The 19026-nt window shown below is 64.5% G+C and carries 16 protein-coding genes; 5 read left to right on the forward strand and 11 right to left on the reverse strand.

What is annotated here, in order from left to right; all coding sequences use genetic code 11:
• Positions 1 to 47: 47 nt before the first annotated feature.
• Positions 48 to 1382, forward strand: coding sequence for a M20/M25/M40 family metallo-hydrolase (locus tag ACQ4WO_RS19325; RefSeq protein WP_436482825.1), 1335 nt, complete (start codon positions 48 to 50; stop codon positions 1380 to 1382).
• Here the strand turns inward: ACQ4WO_RS19325 and ACQ4WO_RS19330 are convergent.
• Positions 1379 to 3136, reverse strand: a complete 1758-nt coding sequence (locus ACQ4WO_RS19330) for an FAD-dependent oxidoreductase (RefSeq protein WP_436482826.1) — start codon at positions 3134 to 3136, stop codon at positions 1379 to 1381. The genes ACQ4WO_RS19325 and ACQ4WO_RS19330 overlap by 4 nt on opposite strands.
• A 252-nt stretch (positions 3137 to 3388) precedes the next feature.
• Between ACQ4WO_RS19330 and cysM the strand changes: the two genes are divergently transcribed.
• Positions 3389 to 4291, forward strand: coding sequence for a cysteine synthase CysM (cysM, locus tag ACQ4WO_RS19335; protein WP_128140242.1), 903 nt, complete (start codon positions 3389 to 3391; stop codon positions 4289 to 4291).
• 88 nt (positions 4292 to 4379) lie between these two features.
• Here cysM and ACQ4WO_RS19340 read toward each other — a convergent pair whose 3' ends face one another.
• From ACQ4WO_RS19340 to ACQ4WO_RS19360, 5 genes are all read right to left on the reverse strand, one after another.
• Positions 4380 to 4712, reverse strand: a complete 333-nt coding sequence (locus ACQ4WO_RS19340; protein ID WP_034751784.1) for a hypothetical protein — start codon at positions 4710 to 4712, stop codon at positions 4380 to 4382.
• A 438-nt stretch (positions 4713 to 5150) separates the two neighbouring features.
• The gene (mltB, locus tag ACQ4WO_RS19345; protein WP_411268319.1) at positions 5151 to 6314 is read right to left on the reverse strand and encodes a lytic murein transglycosylase B; all 1164 of its coding nucleotides are present in this window, start codon (positions 6312 to 6314) and stop codon (positions 5151 to 5153) included.
• The gene (locus ACQ4WO_RS19350; RefSeq protein WP_436482827.1) at positions 6305 to 8326 is read right to left on the reverse strand and encodes a transglutaminase TgpA family protein; all 2022 of its coding nucleotides are present in this window, start codon (positions 8324 to 8326) and stop codon (positions 6305 to 6307) included. Before ACQ4WO_RS19350 ends, mltB begins: the two co-directional genes overlap by 10 nt.
• Positions 8323 to 9300 (reverse strand): DUF58 domain-containing protein, encoded by a 978-nt coding sequence (locus ACQ4WO_RS19355; RefSeq protein ID WP_436482828.1) that lies wholly within the window; start codon positions 9298 to 9300, stop codon positions 8323 to 8325. The genes ACQ4WO_RS19350 and ACQ4WO_RS19355 overlap by 4 nt, the downstream gene beginning before the upstream one ends.
• A 5-nt stretch (positions 9301 to 9305) precedes the next feature.
• A complete protein-coding gene (locus ACQ4WO_RS19360; protein ID WP_436482829.1) occupies positions 9306 to 10214 on the reverse strand; it encodes an AAA family ATPase in 909 nt (302 codons plus the stop codon).
• 211 nt (positions 10215 to 10425) lie between these two features.
• Here ACQ4WO_RS19360 and ACQ4WO_RS19365 point away from each other — a divergent pair, with 211 nt between their 5' ends.
• Positions 10426 to 11352 carry a histone deacetylase family protein gene (locus ACQ4WO_RS19365; RefSeq protein ID WP_070303957.1) on the forward strand — a complete coding sequence of 309 codons (927 nt, stop codon included), beginning with the start codon at positions 10426 to 10428 and terminating at the stop codon, positions 11350 to 11352.
• A 12-nt stretch (positions 11353 to 11364) separates the two neighbouring features.
• On the opposite strand, the gene ACQ4WO_RS19370 is transcribed toward ACQ4WO_RS19365, so the two are convergent.
• Both ACQ4WO_RS19370 and ACQ4WO_RS19375 read right to left on the reverse strand, forming a co-directional pair.
• Entirely contained in the window at positions 11365 to 11691 is a 327-nt protein-coding gene (locus tag ACQ4WO_RS19370; RefSeq protein ID WP_436482830.1) for a hypothetical protein, read from the reverse strand.
• A gap of 162 nt (positions 11692 to 11853) precedes the next feature.
• Positions 11854 to 12639, reverse strand: a complete 786-nt coding sequence (locus ACQ4WO_RS19375) for a hypothetical protein (protein ID WP_436482831.1) — start codon at positions 12637 to 12639, stop codon at positions 11854 to 11856.
• A 201-nt stretch (positions 12640 to 12840) separates the two neighbouring features.
• Between ACQ4WO_RS19375 and ylqF the strand changes: the two genes are divergently transcribed.
• Positions 12841 to 13788: a ribosome biogenesis GTPase YlqF gene (ylqF, locus tag ACQ4WO_RS19380; RefSeq protein ID WP_071650173.1), complete on the forward strand. Its 948-nt coding sequence runs from the start codon at positions 12841 to 12843 to the stop codon at positions 13786 to 13788.
• Between the two features lie 138 nt (positions 13789 to 13926).
• Here the strand turns inward: ylqF and ACQ4WO_RS19385 are convergent, their stop codons facing one another.
• Entirely contained in the window at positions 13927 to 14745 is an 819-nt protein-coding gene (locus ACQ4WO_RS19385) for a DODA-type extradiol aromatic ring-opening family dioxygenase (RefSeq protein WP_230515441.1), read from the reverse strand.
• 112 nt (positions 14746 to 14857) lie between these two features.
• Here ACQ4WO_RS19385 and ACQ4WO_RS19390 point away from each other — a divergent pair, with 112 nt between their 5' ends.
• Entirely contained in the window at positions 14858 to 15748 is an 891-nt protein-coding gene (locus ACQ4WO_RS19390; RefSeq protein ID WP_436482832.1) for a LysR family transcriptional regulator, read from the forward strand.
• On the opposite strand, the gene ACQ4WO_RS19395 is transcribed toward ACQ4WO_RS19390, so the two are convergent.
• Entirely contained in the window at positions 15749 to 16633 is an 885-nt protein-coding gene (locus ACQ4WO_RS19395) for a hypothetical protein (RefSeq protein ID WP_436482833.1), read from the reverse strand.
• The gene (locus ACQ4WO_RS19400) at positions 16630 to 18882 is read right to left on the reverse strand and encodes a M1 family metallopeptidase (protein WP_436482835.1); all 2253 of its coding nucleotides are present in this window, start codon (positions 18880 to 18882) and stop codon (positions 16630 to 16632) included. Before ACQ4WO_RS19400 ends, ACQ4WO_RS19395 begins: the two co-directional genes overlap by 4 nt.
• Positions 18883 to 19026: the final 144 nt, after the last annotated feature.

The following is a 19026-nucleotide window of genomic DNA, read 5'->3' on the forward strand; positions in this document are numbered from 1 at the left end:
TCAATCAATCATCGGGGGAGGCACGCATGGTAAGGATTTTGACGGCAATGACGGCAGCCCTGCTGTCGGCGGGCGCGGTGGCGGCGCCGGGCGCCGAACCGGCCCAGCAGCAGATACGGCAGGTGGTGGCCGACATTTCGCCACAGCGCATCGAGGCGCATGTGCGCAAGCTCGTGGGCTTCCAGACGCGCCACACGATGTCCGATACCGTGTCCGACACGCGTGGCATCGGCGCGGCCCGGCGCTGGATCAAGGCCGAGCTCGAGCGCTGTGGCGCGCAGGCGGGCGGACGGTTGCAGGTGGCGTTCGACAGTCATATCGCGCCCGTGTCAAAGCGCATTGCGCGGCCGACGGAAATCGTCAACGTGGTCGCGACCTTGCCCGGCAGCCAGCCGCAGTCGGCCGGACGCATCTATGTCGTCAGCGGTCATTACGACTCGCGCGCCACCGACGTGATGGATGCGCAGAGCGACGCACCCGGCGCCAACGATGACGCATCCGGTACGGCGGCCGTGATCGAGATGGCTTGCGCGATGGCGCGCTACCGCTTCGACGCCACCATCGTCTTCATGGCCGTGGCGGCCGAGGAACAGGGGTTGCTGGGTTCCGGCCATTGGGCGCAGCAGGCAAAATTGAAAAATCTCAACATCGCCGGCATGCTCAACAACGACATCATCGGCAGTTCGCGCGCGGAAGACGGCACGGTCGATGGCGGCCAAGTGCGCCTGTTTGCCGAAGGCATCCCGGCCGTGAAGGAGATGAGCGACGGCGCGCGCGCCCTGGTGGCGACGGGCGGCGAAAACGATTCTATTTCACGCCAGCTGGCGCGCCATGTGAAACAGGTGGGCGAGCGCTATGTGCCCGGCTTTACGGTCAACGTCATCCAGCGCGCCGACCGCTACCTGCGCGGCGGCGACCATATGCCCTTCCTCGCGCAAGGCTATGCGGCGCTGCGCTTCACGGAACCGCACGAGGATTTTGCACATCAGCATCAGGATGTGCGCGTGGAAAACGGCGTGCAGTACGGCGACTTGCCGCAATTCGTCGATTATGAGTATGTGACGAAAGTGGCGCGCGTGAATGCGGCGGCGCTCGCGTCACTGGCCCTGGCGCCGGCCGCGCCCGCCGGCGTGCAGGTGCGCACGGCCCAGCTTGAAAACGCCACCTCGCTGGTATGGCAGCCGAATACGGAACCGGACGTGGCCGGCTACCGCATCGTCTGGCGCGCCACGACGGCCGACCAGTGGCAGGGCGCGCAGGACGTGGGCAATGTTACCGAGGCCAGGGTGAAGCTGTCGAAAGACAACTATTTCTTTGGCGTCCAGGCCATCGACCGCGATGGCAATGTCAGCGTGGCTACGTATCCGATGCCCTTGCGTTAGGCGCTGTTGATGGGCAGGCGCGCAAGAAAACCGTGAATCTGGGAAACGACCGCCGCGCCTTCACCGACGGCGGCGGCCACGCGCTTGGTGGAGCCGGCCCGCACGTCGCCGATGGCGAATACGCCCGGCACGCTCGTTTCCAGTGCGGCTCGGTCCGGCAAGTCAGGTGGATACACAGTGTGGTCATGGGCGCGGCATTCGGCGCGCGTGACGTCGAAGCCCGTGCGGATAAAGCCCTGTTCGTCGACGGCCACGGCGCAGTCGTGCAGCCAGTCCGTGTTCGGGTCGGCGCCAACAAACAGGAAGACGCGGCACACGGCGCAAACGGCTTCCTCGCCCGTCTGGTTGTTGCGCCAGCGCACCTCCGTCAAGCCATCGTCGTCGCCTTCGAGGGCGATGATTTCCGTGTGCGTGTGCAAGATGATGTTGGGCGTGGCGGCGATGCGCTCGATCAGGTAGCTCGACATGCTGGCCGCCAGACCTTCGCCGCGGATCACCATGTGGACTTTGGCGGCGTGGCCGGAGAGAAACACGGCCGCCTGGCCGGCCGAATTGCCGCCGCCAACGAGGATGATTTCTTCTTGCCGGCACAGCTTGGCTTCGATGGGCGAGGCCCAGTAATACACGCCCCGTCCTTCATACGTTTTCAGGTTGGCCAGCGAAGGGCGGCGATAGCGCGCGCCGCACGACAGCACCACCGTGCGGGCGCGCACCTGCGTACCGTCGCACAGATTGACGCGCAGGGGCCAGGTGTCGCACAGCAAGTTGGCGGCGCTGGCCGGCGTGGCGATTTCGACGCCGAACTTTTGCGCCTGCACATAGGCGCGTCCCGCCAGCGCGCGGCCGGAGATGCCGGTGGGAAAACCCAGGTAATTTTCGATGCGCGCACTGGCGCCTGCCTGGCCGCCGTACGCGCGCTGCTCGAGCGCCAGGACCGATAAACCTTCGGACGCCGCATACACGGCCGTGGCCAGGCCGGCGGGTCCGGCGCCGACCACCAGCACGTCGAAAATCTTGTCGCCGGACAAATCGGGCAGCATGCCCAGGCAGCGCCCCAGTTCCGCATTGCCGGGATTTTTCATGATCTTGCCGTCAGGACAGACCACCAGCGGCCATTCCTGCGGCGTGGGTTGATAGCGCTCGGCCAGCGCGGCGGCGGCCGCATCCGTGGCTGGATCGAGCACCGTGTGCGGGTGGCCATTGCTCGATAGAAAACTTTGCAGGTGGAACAGATTGCCATTGCCGCGCGGTCCCACCAGCACGGGGCCGCCTGAATTCGATTCGATCAGCGCCACGCGGCGCAGGATCAGGGCGCGCACGATGCGTTCGCCCATTTCCGCTTCCGCGACGATCAGTGCGCGCAGAGATTCCGAACTGATGTCGAGCAATTCCACGTCACCGACGGCGCTGCCGTTGACGAGGGTGGGGCGGCCCGACAATTGCGCTACCTCGGCAATGAAGTGACCGACGCCCACTTCGCGCAGCACGGACGCCTGTCCCAGCACTTCATGGCGCTTGATGCTGACCCGTCCGGACAGTATGACCAGCATGCCGAAGCTGCTGCTGCCTGCTTCGAACAGCGTCTCGCCATCGGCAAAGTGATGGCGCGTGCCATAGCGCTGCAAACGCTGCAGTTCGAGCGCATTGAAGACGGGCGAAATCTGGTGGCTGCGGCCGTGCAAGTCGAGCGTGGGGAACTGGACGGGATCGTCCTGCGTCGTTTCGGGAATGAATTCGGGTGTGCTGCTGGCCATGGCGAGTCCGTTCGAAGACTGAATAAGCAAATAACAAAAATAACTAATAGTGACGAGTCTAGCGCATGCGGCGCGCGCCTGCCGCAATATCCCTTGTGCACGCCCGGAAATGGCAGCGCGGCAGGCGCCATGCGGCCGGTGGCGGCGCAGCCGGACGCGCAAACGGGCCCGGCTACGGCCACCGATCAGCGATACGCGGGCCAGCATCTCATATTAGAATGGGTCTTTGTTGACTCCACTCAAACAGACACGATGGCTTACAAGACACTTGAAGATACGATAGGCAATACCCCGCTGGTGCAGCTGACGCGCTTGCCGGGCGCCGATGCGCTTGCGCGCAACAACGTCATCCTGGGCAAGCTGGAGGGTAATAATCCGGCAGGTTCCGTGAAGGACCGCGCGGCCATGTCCATGCTCAAGCGCGCTGAAGAGCGCGGCGTCATCAAGCCTGGCGATACCCTGATCGAGGCGACCAGCGGCAATACGGGCATTGCGCTGGCCATGGCCGCTGCCTTGCGCGGCTACAAGATGCTGCTCTTGATGCCCGACAACCTGAGCGTGGAGCGCCGCCAGAGCATGGCCGCCTACGGCGCCGATATCTTATTGACGCCGAGGACAGGCGGCATGGAATATGCGCGCGACCTGGCCGAACAGATGCAGAAGGATGGCCGCGGCGTGATCCTTGACCAGTTCGCCAACGAAGACAATTCGCGCGCCCACTATGAAAGCACGGGCCCGGAAATCTGGCGCGACACGGAAGGCCGGGTCACGCATTTCGTCAGCGCCATGGGCACGACGGGCACCATCATGGGTGTGTCGCGCTACTTGAAGGAACAGAATCCCGCCATCCAGATCATCGGCGCCCAGCCCGAGGAAGGTTCGCAGATTCCCGGCATCCGCAAGTGGCCGGAAGCGTACTTGCCGAAAATCTACGACAAGTCGCGCGTGGACCAGGTGGAATACGTGAGCCAGGGCGTGGCCGAGCGCATGGCGCGCAGCCTGGCGGCGGAAGAGGGCTTGTTCTGCGGCATCTCGGCAGCCGGCGCGTGCGAAATCGCACTGCGCATCTCGCAAACGGTGGAAAACGCGACGATCGTGTTCGTCGTTTGCGACCGTGGCGACCGCTATCTCTCGACCGGCGTGTTTCCTGCTTGATAATTTAATGTCGGCCAGAACGGCCTGAGAACTGCTGGAAATACCCCCTCCCCATGGCGGGGAGGGAAAACCTGCAAAACTGGCAGGATCAGCCTTGTGGCGTTTCGCCTTCTTTTGGCTTGAATTGCTTGTCGCTGATACGGAATTTGTTACGACGGTCACCCATCAGGTAACGCAGGTCGCGGATGCTCAGGTCGCTGACTTCGTGCATGCGGATTAGCAGCGATGCGCCGACCGGCAGGCGATGGTGGCGGATTTTGCTGATGACCGGTGGCGCCACTTCCAGCGCGCGGGACAAGGCTGCGTCGTTTTTCAGGCGCAGGTTTTCAATCAGGGTATCGAGCAGTCTGTTTGGGTTGTACTGAAGCAGATCGTCGGAGTCCGAATCGCTGTTCATATCAATGCCGACTTGGTTTGTCATGATGGTATTGTTCCTTCTGTAGTTGCACTGCAAAGTAAAAAACACTCGGAGCTCGCTCTTGCTGCGTTCATGTTCATTCTTTACTAAAAGGAACGAATTCACACACGGTACGATCCGGGATACAGTTTTTCATGATATATACACAATTGTACAACAGGATTCAGTTTCAGGCTGGAAAGCCCGGTAATCTTGCGTGGTACAGAATGGCTGTTGTCTAGCTGCAACACCTATTTATTCTTTATTATGCTCTATGATAGAACAAAAATTGTACTTTGACAAAAGTTAAGTATAAAACCATTACTGCATTCCGTGCCGCACAAAGGCTGGCGAGCGAGGCTGGCACATGTTATCGGCCCTACCATAGACCTGTTTGCTGGTCGATTCAATATCCCTTACGCTTTCTTACAAGTAATATTATAACTTTACACTGACTTTCGGTTAGCGTGCGCGCACTTGACTGATGGCTTTGCCCAAATCAATCACGGACATGGCATAAAAATAACTTCTGTTGTACTGAGTTATAGCAAAGAAGTTATTGGTTGCCAAGTGATACTCAGTTGCTTCTGAACCATTTTGCAAGTCGATCAGGCCGAACAACATGTTCTGAGGCGTGGACGGGGCGGCTGTCACGCCGGCTTCCTGTAATTCCCCCAGCCGGTACTTGGCTTGCAAGCCCTGGCCGATGAATTTTTCCCACGCGCGGCTGGCCGAGACGGTGACGGGATAGGTGCTGACGGCCGGGTCATCGCGGCGCCAGCCGTGCTCGACGAGGAAGTGCGCGACGCTGCCGATGGCGTCGGATGTGGAATTGCGCAGGTCGATATGGCTATCGCCATCGAAGTCCACCGCATATTTCATGATGCTGCTCGGCATGAACTGTGGCAGGCCGATGGCGCCCGCATACGAGCCGAGCAGGGTCAAGGGATCGATGCCATCCTTGCGCGCATACAGCAGCGCGTTTTCCAGTTCTCCCTTGAAAAATTCCATGCGCGCGGCGCGGGTCGGGCTTTCCGGATAGGAAAACGCCAGGGTCGTCAGCGCGTCGAGCACGCGGAAACGGCCCGTATTGCGTCCGTACACGGTTTCCACGCCGATGATGCCGACGATGATCTCGGCCGGCACGCCATATTCGCGTTCGGCGCGTGCCAGCGCTTCCGCGTTCTCTTCCCAGAATTTCACGCCCGCATTGATGCGCACCGGTTCGATGAAGCGGGCGCTGTACGCTTGCCAGTTCTTCGGCTTGCCGGGCGGCGCGGGCTTCATCAGTTGCACGGTCGACTCGACATAGCGGACCTTGCCGATCAGGGTGTTGAGTTCGGCGCGGTCAAAGCCGTGTTTGGCGGACATGTCGTCGAGGAAGGCGCGGACTTCTTTCCAGTTGGCATAGTCGACAAATTCGCCTTCGAAGTCGAATTTCGCCGGTGCCTTTTTGGCTGCGGCCTTGGCGGGCGGCGCCTTGGCCGCGCGCACGGCGCGGGCGCGGTCGGCAGCGGAAATATTGCTGTTTTCGCCGGCGTGCGCGGTGGCCAGGCACAGGGGAAGGGAGAGGAGCAGGGACAGGGCGGGGTATTTGATCGGTAGCAAGGAGCGTCTCATCGGCATTGGGTTAACAGGCGGCGCAAGTGGCGCCGCGCGCGGAGTTGTTCGTCTGGGCTGGCATTACCATACTTCATCGCGGCATAGATTGCCAGAAACTGTGCGATGGCGGCATGCATCTCGGGCGTAGTCTTGCCCGATGCCAACCGGGCAGCATAACCGTGCGGGCCTTCATGCGGCGCACGGCTGTAGCCGCGCCGCGCCTGCTGTCGGCAAAATTGCGCGTACAGGACATCGAGCGGATCGCCTTGCCGCGACTGCCGCCACCAGACCAGTGCGCCTGCCACGGCGGACAGCAGGGCCAGCACGGCGCACGCGAGTGCCAGCTTTTTCGCCGGCAGGTTTTTCAAGCCATCGAGCATGGCGCGCTGGCGCTGCGGCGTGGTGTCGAGCACCCAGCTGCTCCAGGCGTGCTCGGCCTGCTGCCATTGCTGGCGCCACGCGGCAACCGCCCCTTGCGCGCCGCCATCGAGGCCGGCCAGGGCGCGCCACGCCGTCAGCGGCGACGGGGCTGACGGCAAGGCGGCATCGAGGTTGCGCTGTGTGCGCAGGGGCGCGACGGCGCTGGTGGGATCGATGCGCACCCAGCCCCGGCCAGCCAGCCACACTTCGCTCCAGGCATGGGCGTCGGACTGGCGCACGGCCAGGCTGTTGACCGTACCGTTGCGCAGACCGCCCTGGTAACCGGTGACGACGCGCGCGGGTATGCCCATGGCGCGCATCAGCACGACAAAGCTGCCCGCGTAATGTTCGCAAAAACCCGCCTGCGTGCCAAACAGGAAGTCGTCGACGCCATGCTTGCCCAGCAGCGGTGGCTGCAGGGTGTAGCGGAACGGTGCGCGGCGAAAGTGCCCGAGCACGGCGGCGATGGCGCCGGCGGGCGCCAGCGCTTGCGCGCCATGGCCGCGCAATGCGCGGGCCCAGGCCACGCTGCGCGGGTTGCTGCCAGCGGGCAAGGCCAGCCATGGCTGCTGCTGTTCTGGCGACAGGTTTGCCTGCAGCCGGTAGCGGAGCTGGGAACTGACGCGGTAACGCACGGTCGAAGTAATAGGCTGTATGGTCAGCACTTCCAGCGCGGACGACACGACGTACGGGTTGCCGGGCAAGCGTTCGATGCTGCGCGGCACGTCGAGGGCAAAGATGCGCCGCTGGCCGCTCGCTTGCAAGCTGACTTCGTAGCGGCTGGGCTGCCCTTCCAGCGCGATGTCTATCCGGCTGTCGCTGGCAGGCGTGTGCCCCTTCGCGCCCCGGCGCGTCCAGGTAGCGCCGTCGAAGTCGCCCAGCACGACACCGCGCCAATACAGCTGGTCTTGCGGCGGGAGCGGTGTGGAAAATCTGGCCGTGAAGACGGGTTCGCTTGACAGGGCCAGCGAGGCGATGGCGCCCGGCTGCATGCTGTCGGACAAGCCCGTGCGCGCCTGCGCGCCGTCCGGTGCCGTGCCCCACAAGGGGCCGTCCACGCGCGGCACGGCAAGAAACATCAGGGCCGACAGAGGGATGGCCAGCGCCAGCATGCGTCCCAGCAAGCCCAGCCTTTGTGTCAGGCGCGGCTGCATGGCACCATACTGGGCCGACAGCAGGGCGGCCAGCAGGACGATGACGGTGGCCAGCATCCAGGCGGCGCTGAGGATGTCTTGCGCATGGAAGAAGTTAGCCAGCAGGAGGAAAAAACTGAGGAAAACGAAAACGAAAATGTCGCGCCGGCCATGCATTTCCAGCGATTTCAAGGACAGCAGCAGGGCCAGCATGGCCACGCCGGGATCGCGTCCCAGCACGGTGCCATAGCTGGCGTAGACGCCGGCGATACCGAGCAAGGCCAGCGGCGCGAGCAGGATCAGCTGCGGCTGGCGGCTGCCCCGCATGGTGATGACGGCGCGCCACAGCAGGAGCGCGGCAGCGGCGGCCGACAGCCACGGGGGCAGGTGCAGCACATGCGGCGCGAGCACCATGGCGGCGGCCAGCAACAGCAGCACAATGTCGGCCTTTTCGCGCGGCAAGTTGGCTAGCCATTGCCTCATGCCATGGCCTCAGTCTGTGACAAGCCATGCAGGGCCAGCGCGCGCAGGCAGGCGTCGCGGTGGGTGGCGCCCAAGGCCGGCGCGACAGTCAGCGCGCCCAGGCGCAGGCCGTACGGCAAGCCTGAGTGTTCCGCCTGCAGCACCCAGGCGGCCAGGCGCGACAAACGCGCTTCCGGCGCCAGTGCGTGCAGGGCGGCATGCTCGAGCACGATGCTGCCATGGGCTGCGTCCTTTGGCGTGTCGGCGGCAGGCTGGAACTGCTTGCTGAATACATGCTCGCCGTCATGGCGGGCGATCTGGCGCCAGGCCAGGCGGTGCAAGGGATCGCCGGGCTGGTAGGCGCGCACGCCTGCCAGTTCCAGGGCGCCATCGGGCAAGTCTGGCTGCCGTGCCTGCTGTGCCGTGCCGGCAGGCAAGGGTAGCGGCGGTGCATTGTGTTCGGGCTGCGGATACACGAGCACGCGCGTTTCGGGTTGCCAGTGGCACCAGGCAAGGAACAGGCCGAGCGGAAAACTGCCGGACAGGCGCACGGCCGGGGTAATCAGCCATCCCCGCTGCGGAGCGGCCACGACGATGTTGGCGGCCGTTTCACCGTGGGCGGCGATGTCGGCCAGGCTGGGCGCTGCCGCCGAACCGCTGATGGCCACGTGGATCGCATGGCGCGGGCGCGCACTGCGGTTGATCAGGCGCAAGGTGAACGTGGCGTGACTGCCTGCGAACACGGGCTTGCCCGGCGTGGCGGCCAGCGCCAGGCCTGCCAGGTTGCGGCTGGCAAACAGCATATCGGCGATGGCGCAGGCGGCCGCGAAATACGTGAGCGCATAGCCCAGGCCCAGACGGTAATTGACGGCGGCGATCCACAGCGCCAGCAGCAGCGCGGCAAACGCCAGGCCCGCGCCCGAGGGACGGATGTGCACGCGCTGCGCGCCCAGCCAGGGGCGCGGCGGCAGCCATTGGATAGTGCGCCAGCGCATGCCGGTCAGACGGGAATACTCAACAGCATGTGCTGCAGCAGCGCGCGGCTATCGGCGGACCCTTGCGCGGCATGCAGGCGGTGGGCGCAGACGGGCAACAGCACGGCTTGCACATCGTCGGGCGTGACGTGGTCGCGTCCGGCCAACGCTGCCCAGGCGCGCGCCGCCTGCAGCAGGGCCAGCGCGGCGCGCGGGCTCAGGCCATCGGCAAACACGCCCGGCGCGCGCGTGGCGTGCACGAGGGCCAGCACGTAGTCGACGACGGCAGGTGACGCGTGGATGGCGCGCAGGCCCGCTTGCGCCTGCAGCAATTCTTCCGCGTTCATTACTGCCGGCAAGGTTTGCAGCATGGCGCGGCGGTCGGCGCCCAGCAGCAGCGCCCGTTCCGCGGCCGCATCGGGATAGCCGAGGGTCACGCACATGAGAAAACGGTCGAGCTGCGATTCGGGCAAGGGGAAGGTGCCCAGCTGGTGCGCGCAGTTCTGCGTGGCGATGACGAAAAACGGCTGCGGCAGCGCGTGCGTGACGCCATCGAGCGTCACTTGCCGCTCTTCCATCGCTTCGAGCAAGCCCGATTGCGTCTTCGGCGTGGCGCGGTTGATCTCGTCGGCCAGCAACACTTGCGTGAACAGGGGACCAGGATGAAACACGAAGCTGCCACTGCCCCTGTCATACACGCTCATGCCGGCCACGTCGGCGGGCAGCAGGTCGCTCGTGAATTGCTGGCGCTTCCATTGCAGTCCCAGCGAGATGGCCAGCGCGTGGGCCAGGGTCGTCTTGCCTACGCCGGGCAGGTCTTCGATCAGCAGGTGGCCGCCGGCCAGCACGCAGGCGAGGGTCTGGCGGATCTGCAAGTGTTTGCCGACGAGAACTTCGCCGATCTGCTGTGCGGCCTGGTGTATTTTCGAAAACATGCTATTTCTATCACAGTAAGACGGATTATTTAATTTACAATCGCTTTGGCCAGGTCAAGCCGTGCCGCCCGCCCGTGCCGTGCACGTGGTAGATTAGTGCAGTAGCGGCACAGACCGGCCAGTGATTTTATGCGAGAACGCGCAGGGCGAACAGGAATGCCATGCAGTGTTCCCGGAGAATGGACAGAGACAGAGGTAACCAGTACAGCGCATGAGCACAGCCATTTATACCCATCCCGATTGCCAGCGCCATGAAATGGGCGACTGGCACCCAGAATCGCCGGCCCGCTTGCAGGCCATCAATGACCAATTGATACTCGCGCACATCAGCGACCTGGTCGAGCACCGCGACGGCGTGCGTGCCCAATTGTCCGATATCGAGCGCAACCACAGCGCCACGGCCATCGGCCTCGTGCGCGACAATGTGCCGCAGGAGGGCGACTACTATCCGCTCGACGGCGACACCCTGCTCAACGCGCACAGCTACGAGGCGGCGCTGGCCGCCGCCGGCTCGGCCGTGGCAGCCACGGACGCCGTCATCGATGGCGAGATCAGCAACGCCTTTTGCGCGATCCGCCCGCCCGGCCACCATGCACGGCCCAGCGAACCGATGGGTTTTTGCCTGTTCAATAATGTCGCCATCGCCGCCAAGCATGCGCTCGACGTGCGGGGGCTCGAACGGGTCGCCATCGTCGACTTCGACGTGCACCATGGCAATGGCACGGCCGAGTCCGTGGCAAATGATCCGCGCATCCTGATGGTGAGCTTTTTCCAGCACCCGTTTTATCCGTACAGCGACGTGGAATCGTACACCGACACGCGCGTCAACGTGCCCGTGCCGGCCCGCTCGAAGGGCGACGCCGTGCGCCAGCTGGTGCTCGATCACTGGCTGCCCGCGCTGCACCGCCAGCAGCCGCAGATGATTTTCATTTCCGCTGGTTTCGACGCCCACCGCGAAGACGACGTGGGCGGCATGGGCCTGGTCGAGGCCGACTACACGTGGATGACGCAGCAGATGATGGCCGTGGCCAGTCAGTATGGCAAAGGCCGTATCGTCAGCTGCCTCGAAGGGGGCTACAACCTGTCGTCCTTGGGCCGCAGCGTGGCGGCGCACGTGAAGGCGCTGGCGGAACTGTAAGAGCCCCGCGCACTACAGCAAGGTGGGGCGGCTGCTGGAATTCGTGTGACGGTGCGTCTGGTAGTCGAGCGCGTCGCCAGCCATGAAGCGGTGCCAGGCTTGCGTGTAGACGAGCGACGATTTATCCGCATCAAAACTGTCGAGCTGCAACATGTCGCGGTGGTGCTTGATTTCATTGACCAGTTGGTTATACAGCATTTGCAAGCCATAGCTGTCGGCGCTCTGGCGTTTCAAGCGCTCTTCCAGTTGCGCCACTTGCTGCTGCAACTGCCGGCATTCTTTCTTCCAGTTATTGCGCGGCGCGCGCTTGGGCGCCTTGCCAGTGTGTTCCGTCATCATATCAAACTATCCCGATCGCCTATCTCCCTGCATCTGGCGGGAGCCAGCCTGGAAAATTATTGCTTTTCATTTAAGAGACGATATTAGAGCACACTTTTTTATTACTCTCAGTAAATAAAAAAATCCCTGTGGAAATACTTAACCTGACTTCCAGCGTGGGTATCACTGGCGCAGCGCCGCCGCCGGGGTGGCTTGCGCCATGTTGCCGTCATCGCCATACGTGAGGGTCAGCAGGGTGTTGTCGTCCCAGCTCTGGTCGTGCAGCGGCGGCACATAGCGCTGGCGGTCTTCCGTGATGCGGATGTCCAGCGTGCGCTCGCCCGAGCGCGCCTGCACGGCAAGCAGCTTGCGGAACACGGGATACGGCACGTGGATCAGCGGCGAGTGGCACGGTCCGCCGGCCATGCGGAACAGGTTGCGCCGGACGAAGGACAGCTGGTCCTGCTCGACGGCCCAGCGTATTTCGCATTCCAGGCGCAAGTCGCCCAGGCGGCGCACGTTCGCGGGCAGACCCGGCGTGTGGATGTCGGCGCGCCAGCGCAGGGTGTCGCGCTTCTTGTTACTGATCAGATCGGCATTCGCGTCGTAGGCGGTCTTGTCGCGCGTCAAGGTGAAGCCGCCGTCCGCCGCCAGCGGCACGGGGATCGACAGATTGTCGGCCGACAGGTGCAGGGTCACGCCATCGAGCCTGGCCTTCGGCGCGGCGGGGATCAGCATGAAGCGCAGCGGCGCGCCCGGCGCCAGGCGCTGGTGGTCGGCATACGCGTCAAGTCCCTTGAGCATGGTGCGGTAGGGGCGCAGGTCGGGATCGCGTGTGCCTTGCACATCGACAATCTGCTGCATTTCCTGATGCACTGCATCGCCCGGCGCCGCCGCTTGTTCCTGGGCCATGGCGGGCAAGAGGCAGGCGCAAAGGGGGCCGAGGAGGAAAAAACGGGGAAGATGCATGGAATGCGTGCCAGGTAGAACTTGCAATGGGGAAACCGGCCAGGCTGGACGGACTGCGGATCTTATCATTCGAGTAACTGCTAAATTATCACCAATTGTCTCGTTCGCGTCGCACGGCTGGCGCTGGCGGCGGAAAATGGGACGTCGTGGCGGCAACCACGTAAAATAGCGGATTGACTGAACGATTTTGAAAGCAAGAGCATGGCGATACAATGGTACCCAGGACACATGAACGCGGCCCGCAAGAAAGCGGCCGAAACCATGGAAAACACCGATCTGGTGATTGAAGTGGTGGACGCGCGCCTGCCGGCAGCCAGCTGCAATCCCATGGTGGACGAGCTGCGCCTGTTCCGCCAGCGCCCTTGCCTGAAAATCCTCAACAAGACCGACCTGGCCGATCCTGCCGCGACAGCCGCCTGGGTCGCGTATTTCAATGCCCAGGAAGGCGTGACCGCGTATGCGATGACGACCAAGAAGCCGGGCGACGTGGCGCGCATTCCGGACCTGGCCAAGTCGCTGGCGCCGCACCGCGGCGTGCCGACGAAGCCGCTGCGCATCATGATCATGGGCATCCCCAACGTGGGCAAGTCGACCCTGATGAACGCGCTGCTGAAAAAGCGCGTGGCCAAGGTGGGCGACGAGCCGGCCGTGACGAAAATGCAGCAAAAGCTGTACCTGGACAAGAACACCATTCTCGTCGACACGCCCGGCATGCTGTGGCCGAAGATCGCCATCCCCAGCGATGGCCTGATGCTGGCCGCCAGCCACGCCATCGGCTCGAACGCGCTGATCGAAGAGGAAGTGGCCGTATTCCTGGCCGAGGAGTTGCTCAAGCGCTACCCGGACTTGCTGGCAACCCGCTACGGTACCAAGATCGGTGAAGTCGACGCCATCGGCGTGGTCGAAGGCATCGCCGCCAAGCGCGGCTTCCGCATCAAGGGTGGCGACTACGATTTCGAGAAAGCGTCGCACACCCTGCTGCTCGATTACCGCAGCGGCATTCTGGGACGCATCTCGCTGGAAACGCCGGACACGCGCGCCGCCCTGATGGCCCAGCATGCGGCCGAGATGGCGGAAAAAGCGGCCAAGGCGGCGGAGATTGCTGCCGAGAAGGCGAAGAATGCGGCGCGGGGCAAGCGCGGGACGTAATGAACTAAAAAGCCGCTTGTTAGCGGCTTTTAAAATTCTTGGGTCAGGCCCCCGGTGACGTTGGCGCTGAACCAGCCGTTAGCGGTGTTGAGGGTCTGACCCGGGCTTTCGGCATCCCCGTCTGACCCCGGCTCGTTGCTAATTTCCGCCAGTCGCTCCAAACCGGAAACTGGTCACCGCCAGCGCTCCAAAAAAATCCTCCTCGTGATACGCCACGTGCGCCGCTTCCTGCTCGGCCGCGCCGAGCGCCACCATCAGCGGCAGCAAATGATCCTCCTGCGGATGGGCCTGGCGCGCGCCCGGTGCCTGATCCCAGGCCAGCAGCTGCGCCAATCTCTGTTCCGGCGGCAAGGCCATCGTCTGGCGCAGCCAGGCGTCGAACTGGTGCGAGGCGACGGCGCCCGCCTGGCCGAACTGGCGCAGATTATGGTAAGACAGGCCGCTGCCCAGTATCAGCACGCCTTGCCGGCGCAGGCTGGCCAGCGCGCGGCCCACCTCGACGTGGGTGAGCGGGTCGTAGCCGTGTTTGAGCGACAGCTGCACCAGCGGCACGTCCGCCTGCGGGTAGATGGGAAACAGGGCGCTGAAGGTGCCATGGTCGAAACCGCGCTCGTGGTCGAGGCGCGCCGGATGGCCGGCAGCGTCCAGCAACTGTTTCACCTGCGCCGCCAGTTCCGGCGCGCCGGGCGCCGGGTACTGGATTTGATAGGTGTGCGGCGGAAAGCCCGAGTAATCGTAGATCATGCCCGGCCGGGGGCTGGCAGAGACGAGAAATTGCGGTCCTTCCCAGTGCGCCGTGACGACCAGCACGGCTTCCGGACGCGCGCCGATCTGGCGCGGGATATCCTGCAACGACGCTTCGAGCACATCGTAGCGGCCGCCGAACTGGTCTTTCATGAACGGCCACGGGCCGCCGCCGTGCGACAGAAAGTAGGTAGGGAAAGTGTGTTCTTGCATGGCGGCTCCGCAGTGGAATGGCTGATGCTATCGATGATAGTCATACCTAGCTAGTTGATCAAGATCGCCATTATTGATATATCATTTCCATTTTGTTGATGATCGGGCAGTCATGGATACCTTGCGCAGCATGCGCGTGTTTCGCGCCGTGGTGGAGCTGGACAGTTTCGTGCGCGCCAGCGAGCGCCTCGATCTGTCGCCGGCCATGGTCAGCAAGCACGTGATGCACCTGGAACGCCACCTGGGCGCGCGCCTGCTGAACCGCAGCAGCCGCCACCTGAGCCTGACGGAAATCGGCAAGGTGTATTTTGAACAGTGCCGCGACATGCTCGACAACCTCGACGAGGTGGAAGCGACGGTGGGCCGCACGACCGTGGTGCCGCGCGGCATGCTGCGCCTGAGCGCCCCCGTCTGGTTCGCCAACGCCATCTTTACGCGCACCCTGGTGGCCTACCGCGAGCGCTTTCCGGAAGTGACGTTCGACATCGACTTGAGCGGAAGAGTCGTCAACTTGGTGGAAGAGGGTTTCGACCTGGCCCTGCGCGTGAGCCAGGCGCCATCGCCGGCCCTGATCGCGCGGCCCATCGGCAGCATCGCCTTTCACCTGGTGGCCGCGCCCGCCTACCTGGCGCGCGCGGGCCAGCCGCACGTGCCGCAAGACCTGGCGCAGCACGCGATGATCAGTTATTCGCTGCTATCGAACGGCAACGAATTGACGTTCGACGGGCCGCAGGGACGCGAGACGGTGAAGTTTTCGCCCGTCCTGCAATGCAATAACGAAAGCCTGCTGCACGCGGCCGCGCTCGACGGCATGGGCATCGCGCTGCTGCCATCGTGGCAGACGGATGCGGACCTGGCTGCGGGGCGGCTGGTGCGCCTTTTCGACGCTTACCAGCTGGCGGGCGGCAAGGTGCATGCCGTCTACACGAGCCGCCGCTACCTGTCCTCGAAAGTGCGCACCTTCATCGACTTCCTTGCCGATGAAGGGCGCCTGGGAGCTTGATCACGCGAGCGAGCGTTTGACGCCGATCAGCGCGAACAGGCGCGCGCTGCGCATCCACGCCAGCACCAGCACCGCCAGCTGCGTCGCCAGCAAGCCGGCCACGATGGCCAGCGGACCCGGGCCGGCCAGATTCAGGCGCGCCACGCCCAGCAGCGCATACAGGGCCAGTCCCAGCACGGTGATGGCGAGGTAGATGGCCAGGCAGGCCAGCGGACGGCGGCGCAGCATGCCGAGTCCCCGCCACCACGCCTTGACGGCCGACGTGCGGCGCCGGTCGACGGCCAGCGCCGCGCGGCCCGCATCGAGCGTGGCGCAGGCCAGCAGGAACAGCACGCCCGCGAACAGCAAGGCCAGGTGACGGGCCAGGTCGGCGTCCGCTTCCAGGATGGTTGTCGCCGCGTGCTTGTCGGCCAGTTTCAGCGCACCGGCGCCGATTATCAGCGCCAGGCCCAGCGGCACGATGCTCCACAACAGCATGCGCAGCATGCGGCCGTATGCGCTGAAGGCGCCCGTCAGCAGCGCGCCGAAGCCCAGTGGCGCGGGCGCGCGCGCGGCCGTCACCACCAGGCCGCTCAGCAGCGGCGACAACAGCAGGGTCAGGACGACGCCGGCGATGGCGGCCTGGCTGATGGCGGCGCCATTGCGGCTGGCATTGGCTGCCAGGTCGGCCAGGGTCATCAGGTCGAGCTGCTGCGCCAGGGCCGCCGCATGCACGGCCTGATCGAGGCTGGCGCTCAAGGTGCGCCAGAGGGGGATGACGGCAACGATGGTGGGGAGCAGCAGCAGGCCGGCCCACAGCAGCAGCAAGCGCCATTGCAGGGCGGCGCGGCTGGCGCGCGTGGTCAGGGCCAGGCCGCCGGCCCGTGTCGTGGAAGTGGCGCTCATACGGTGGCGATCAGGGAAAAGAGGTATTGGAAGGCGGCGGCGAGGTCGACGCCCCAGCGCCGCGCGGCGGACTTGTCGGCTTTCAGGGTGCGGCTGTCATCGAGCTTGTTGACGTCGAGGTAGTGCACGCGGTCGGGGTCCAGTTCGGCCGAGACGGCCTTCACGGGCTTGCTCCAGGTGTAGCGCTGCCACAGCTGGTCGTTGTCCCACACCACGCGTTCGGAGGTGCCGTCGGCGAACTTCACCAGCAGCACTTGCGGCACGGGCGCGCCGCGGCGGCGCAGCACCACGCTGGTCAGATACGGATAGGGACCCGTGCCGGGCTTGGCATCCGGGTGCGCCTTGTCCCACGCCTCGCGCACCTTGTCCTCTTCTTTTTCCAGCGCCTCGGACGTATGTTCCACGCGCTTGCCGTTCACCAGCGCCATGCCGGCCAGCGGCGTCTGCTCGTCGCTGGTAAAGCTGCCGATGCGGTCGTCGATATTCGCGCTGGCATACACTTGCTGCGCGAAGACCTGTTCCACGATGCGCCGCTGGCCCGTCGCTTCGGCCAGCGCTTCGCGCAAGTCGGCCACGCTCGGGTGGCGGAATTTCCACTGTTCATAGTAGGCCTTGAAACCCCGTTCCATGGCCTCGCTGCCGATGCGCGCTTCCAGGTCGCGCAGGGTGGTGGCCGTGCGGCTGTACACGGGGCCCACGCCCTGCAGGCGGTCCCACGCGTTCTGGCCCAGCGGGTCGGCCGCATCCTGGCGCGGTGCGGCCGTGCGCTCGAACTCGAAGACCTTGAAGGCGGGAGCGAAGCCCAGGCGCTTGAGCAGGGGCGTGGTGGCGTGGATATCCTGGCCGCGCGCGCGCAGCATGCGCTGGTCCCAGTACTCGTTCAAGCCTTCGTCGAGGATCGGTTCTTCGAACTCGTTCGAAGCCAGGATGCCGTAGAAATAGCCATGGCCGAATTCATGGATGGTGACGAAATCGAGGCCGAATTCGGCCGCCGTCTTCGGCTGCAGGCCGGCGTAGCCCGAGGCCGTGAAGAAGGTCGGGTATTCCATGCCGCCCGCTTCGGCCGCGTTAAACGGCGGAATCACCACCGTCAGGGTCTTGTACGGATACGGGCCCAGGGTACGCGAAAAATACGTGAGTGTATCCTTGGCCGCCTGCAGCGCGGGCGCCGCGTTCGACGCGTACTCGGGCGGGTACAGCACCTTGATGGCCACGGGCGGGCTGCCAGGGCCGCTCCAGCTGCCCAGCAGCGGCTGCGCGCTGCGCTTGTCGGCCGTCCAGGCGAAATCGTGCACGTCGCCCTGCACATAGTGATGCGTGAGCATGCCGTTCTTTTCCTGCGGCGCACCCTGCAGTTCGCCCGTGGCGCCCACCGTGTATTCCTTGGGCACGGTCAGCTTCACGTCGTAGTGGCCGAAGTCGGCGTAGAACTCCGAGTTCAGGTGGAATTCATGCGCGTTCCAGCGCGGCGCCGTGGCGCCCCGTTCGCCGGGCAGTTCCAGCACGGCGATCTTGGGAAACCACTGGCCCACCAGGTGGAAGCTGCCGAAATAGCCGGTGCGCGCGATGACGCGCGGCAGCTGGTCGAAGAAGCGGATGTCGAGCGTCGTCTCGGCGCCCGGCGCGACGGCCTGCGGCAAGTCGACGCGTACCACCGTGCGGTCGGTGGCCGGGCCGTTGTCGGGCTGGACGAAATGCCAGGGCGCCCTGGCGCCGTTCTGCGTCATGCTGCGCAGTTCGATGTAGCCCCACTCGCCGTCGCGCGTATCGACGCCCGAGCGGAAACCCGTATCGAGCTTGCGCTTCTCGGTGAAGAAAGTCGAATGCTCGCCTTCGAAGGCGTTCAGGTACAGGTGCAGGTAGACGCTGCTGACGGCTTGCGCGCTGCGGTTGCGCCAGCGCAGTTTCTGCTGGCCGTCTATCGTGTGCTTGACGGGATCGAGCGTCGCTTCGATCTGGTAGTCGACCACGCGGTCCGACAGGGTCGCTTGCGCGCCCGTGCGCGCGCCGCCCCAGGCGTTGCTGGCGCTGGGCGTGGTGACGGCCGACGCATGCGGCGAAGCCAGGGCGATGCCGTCGGCCGATGGCGCCAGCGGCAGGGGCGCGTTGGCGGGCTTGCCCTGTTCCGGCTGGGCGAACAGGTCGGCTTGCAGGGCCAGGCCGGCCAGCAGCAGGGCGGCGATGGAAAGGGCTTTGAACTTGCCCGGGATGAGGGAAATGCGGCGGCGCGTTGTGCTACGACTTTCCATGCGTGACTCCCACAGTGACTTCTGATTGATGATCTTCAAATGCAGTCGGCTGCGCCCAGGATCGCCGGGCGTTCCTTAATATACCCGTAAAAATTACAAATAAGCAATAAATTGTGCTGGCAGCTTTGCCGGCTGTTGCGGCGC

This window comes from Janthinobacterium aestuarii, from assembly GCF_051380835.1.
GTDB classification, from domain to species: Bacteria; Pseudomonadota; Gammaproteobacteria; order Burkholderiales; family Burkholderiaceae_D; genus Janthinobacterium; species Janthinobacterium aestuarii.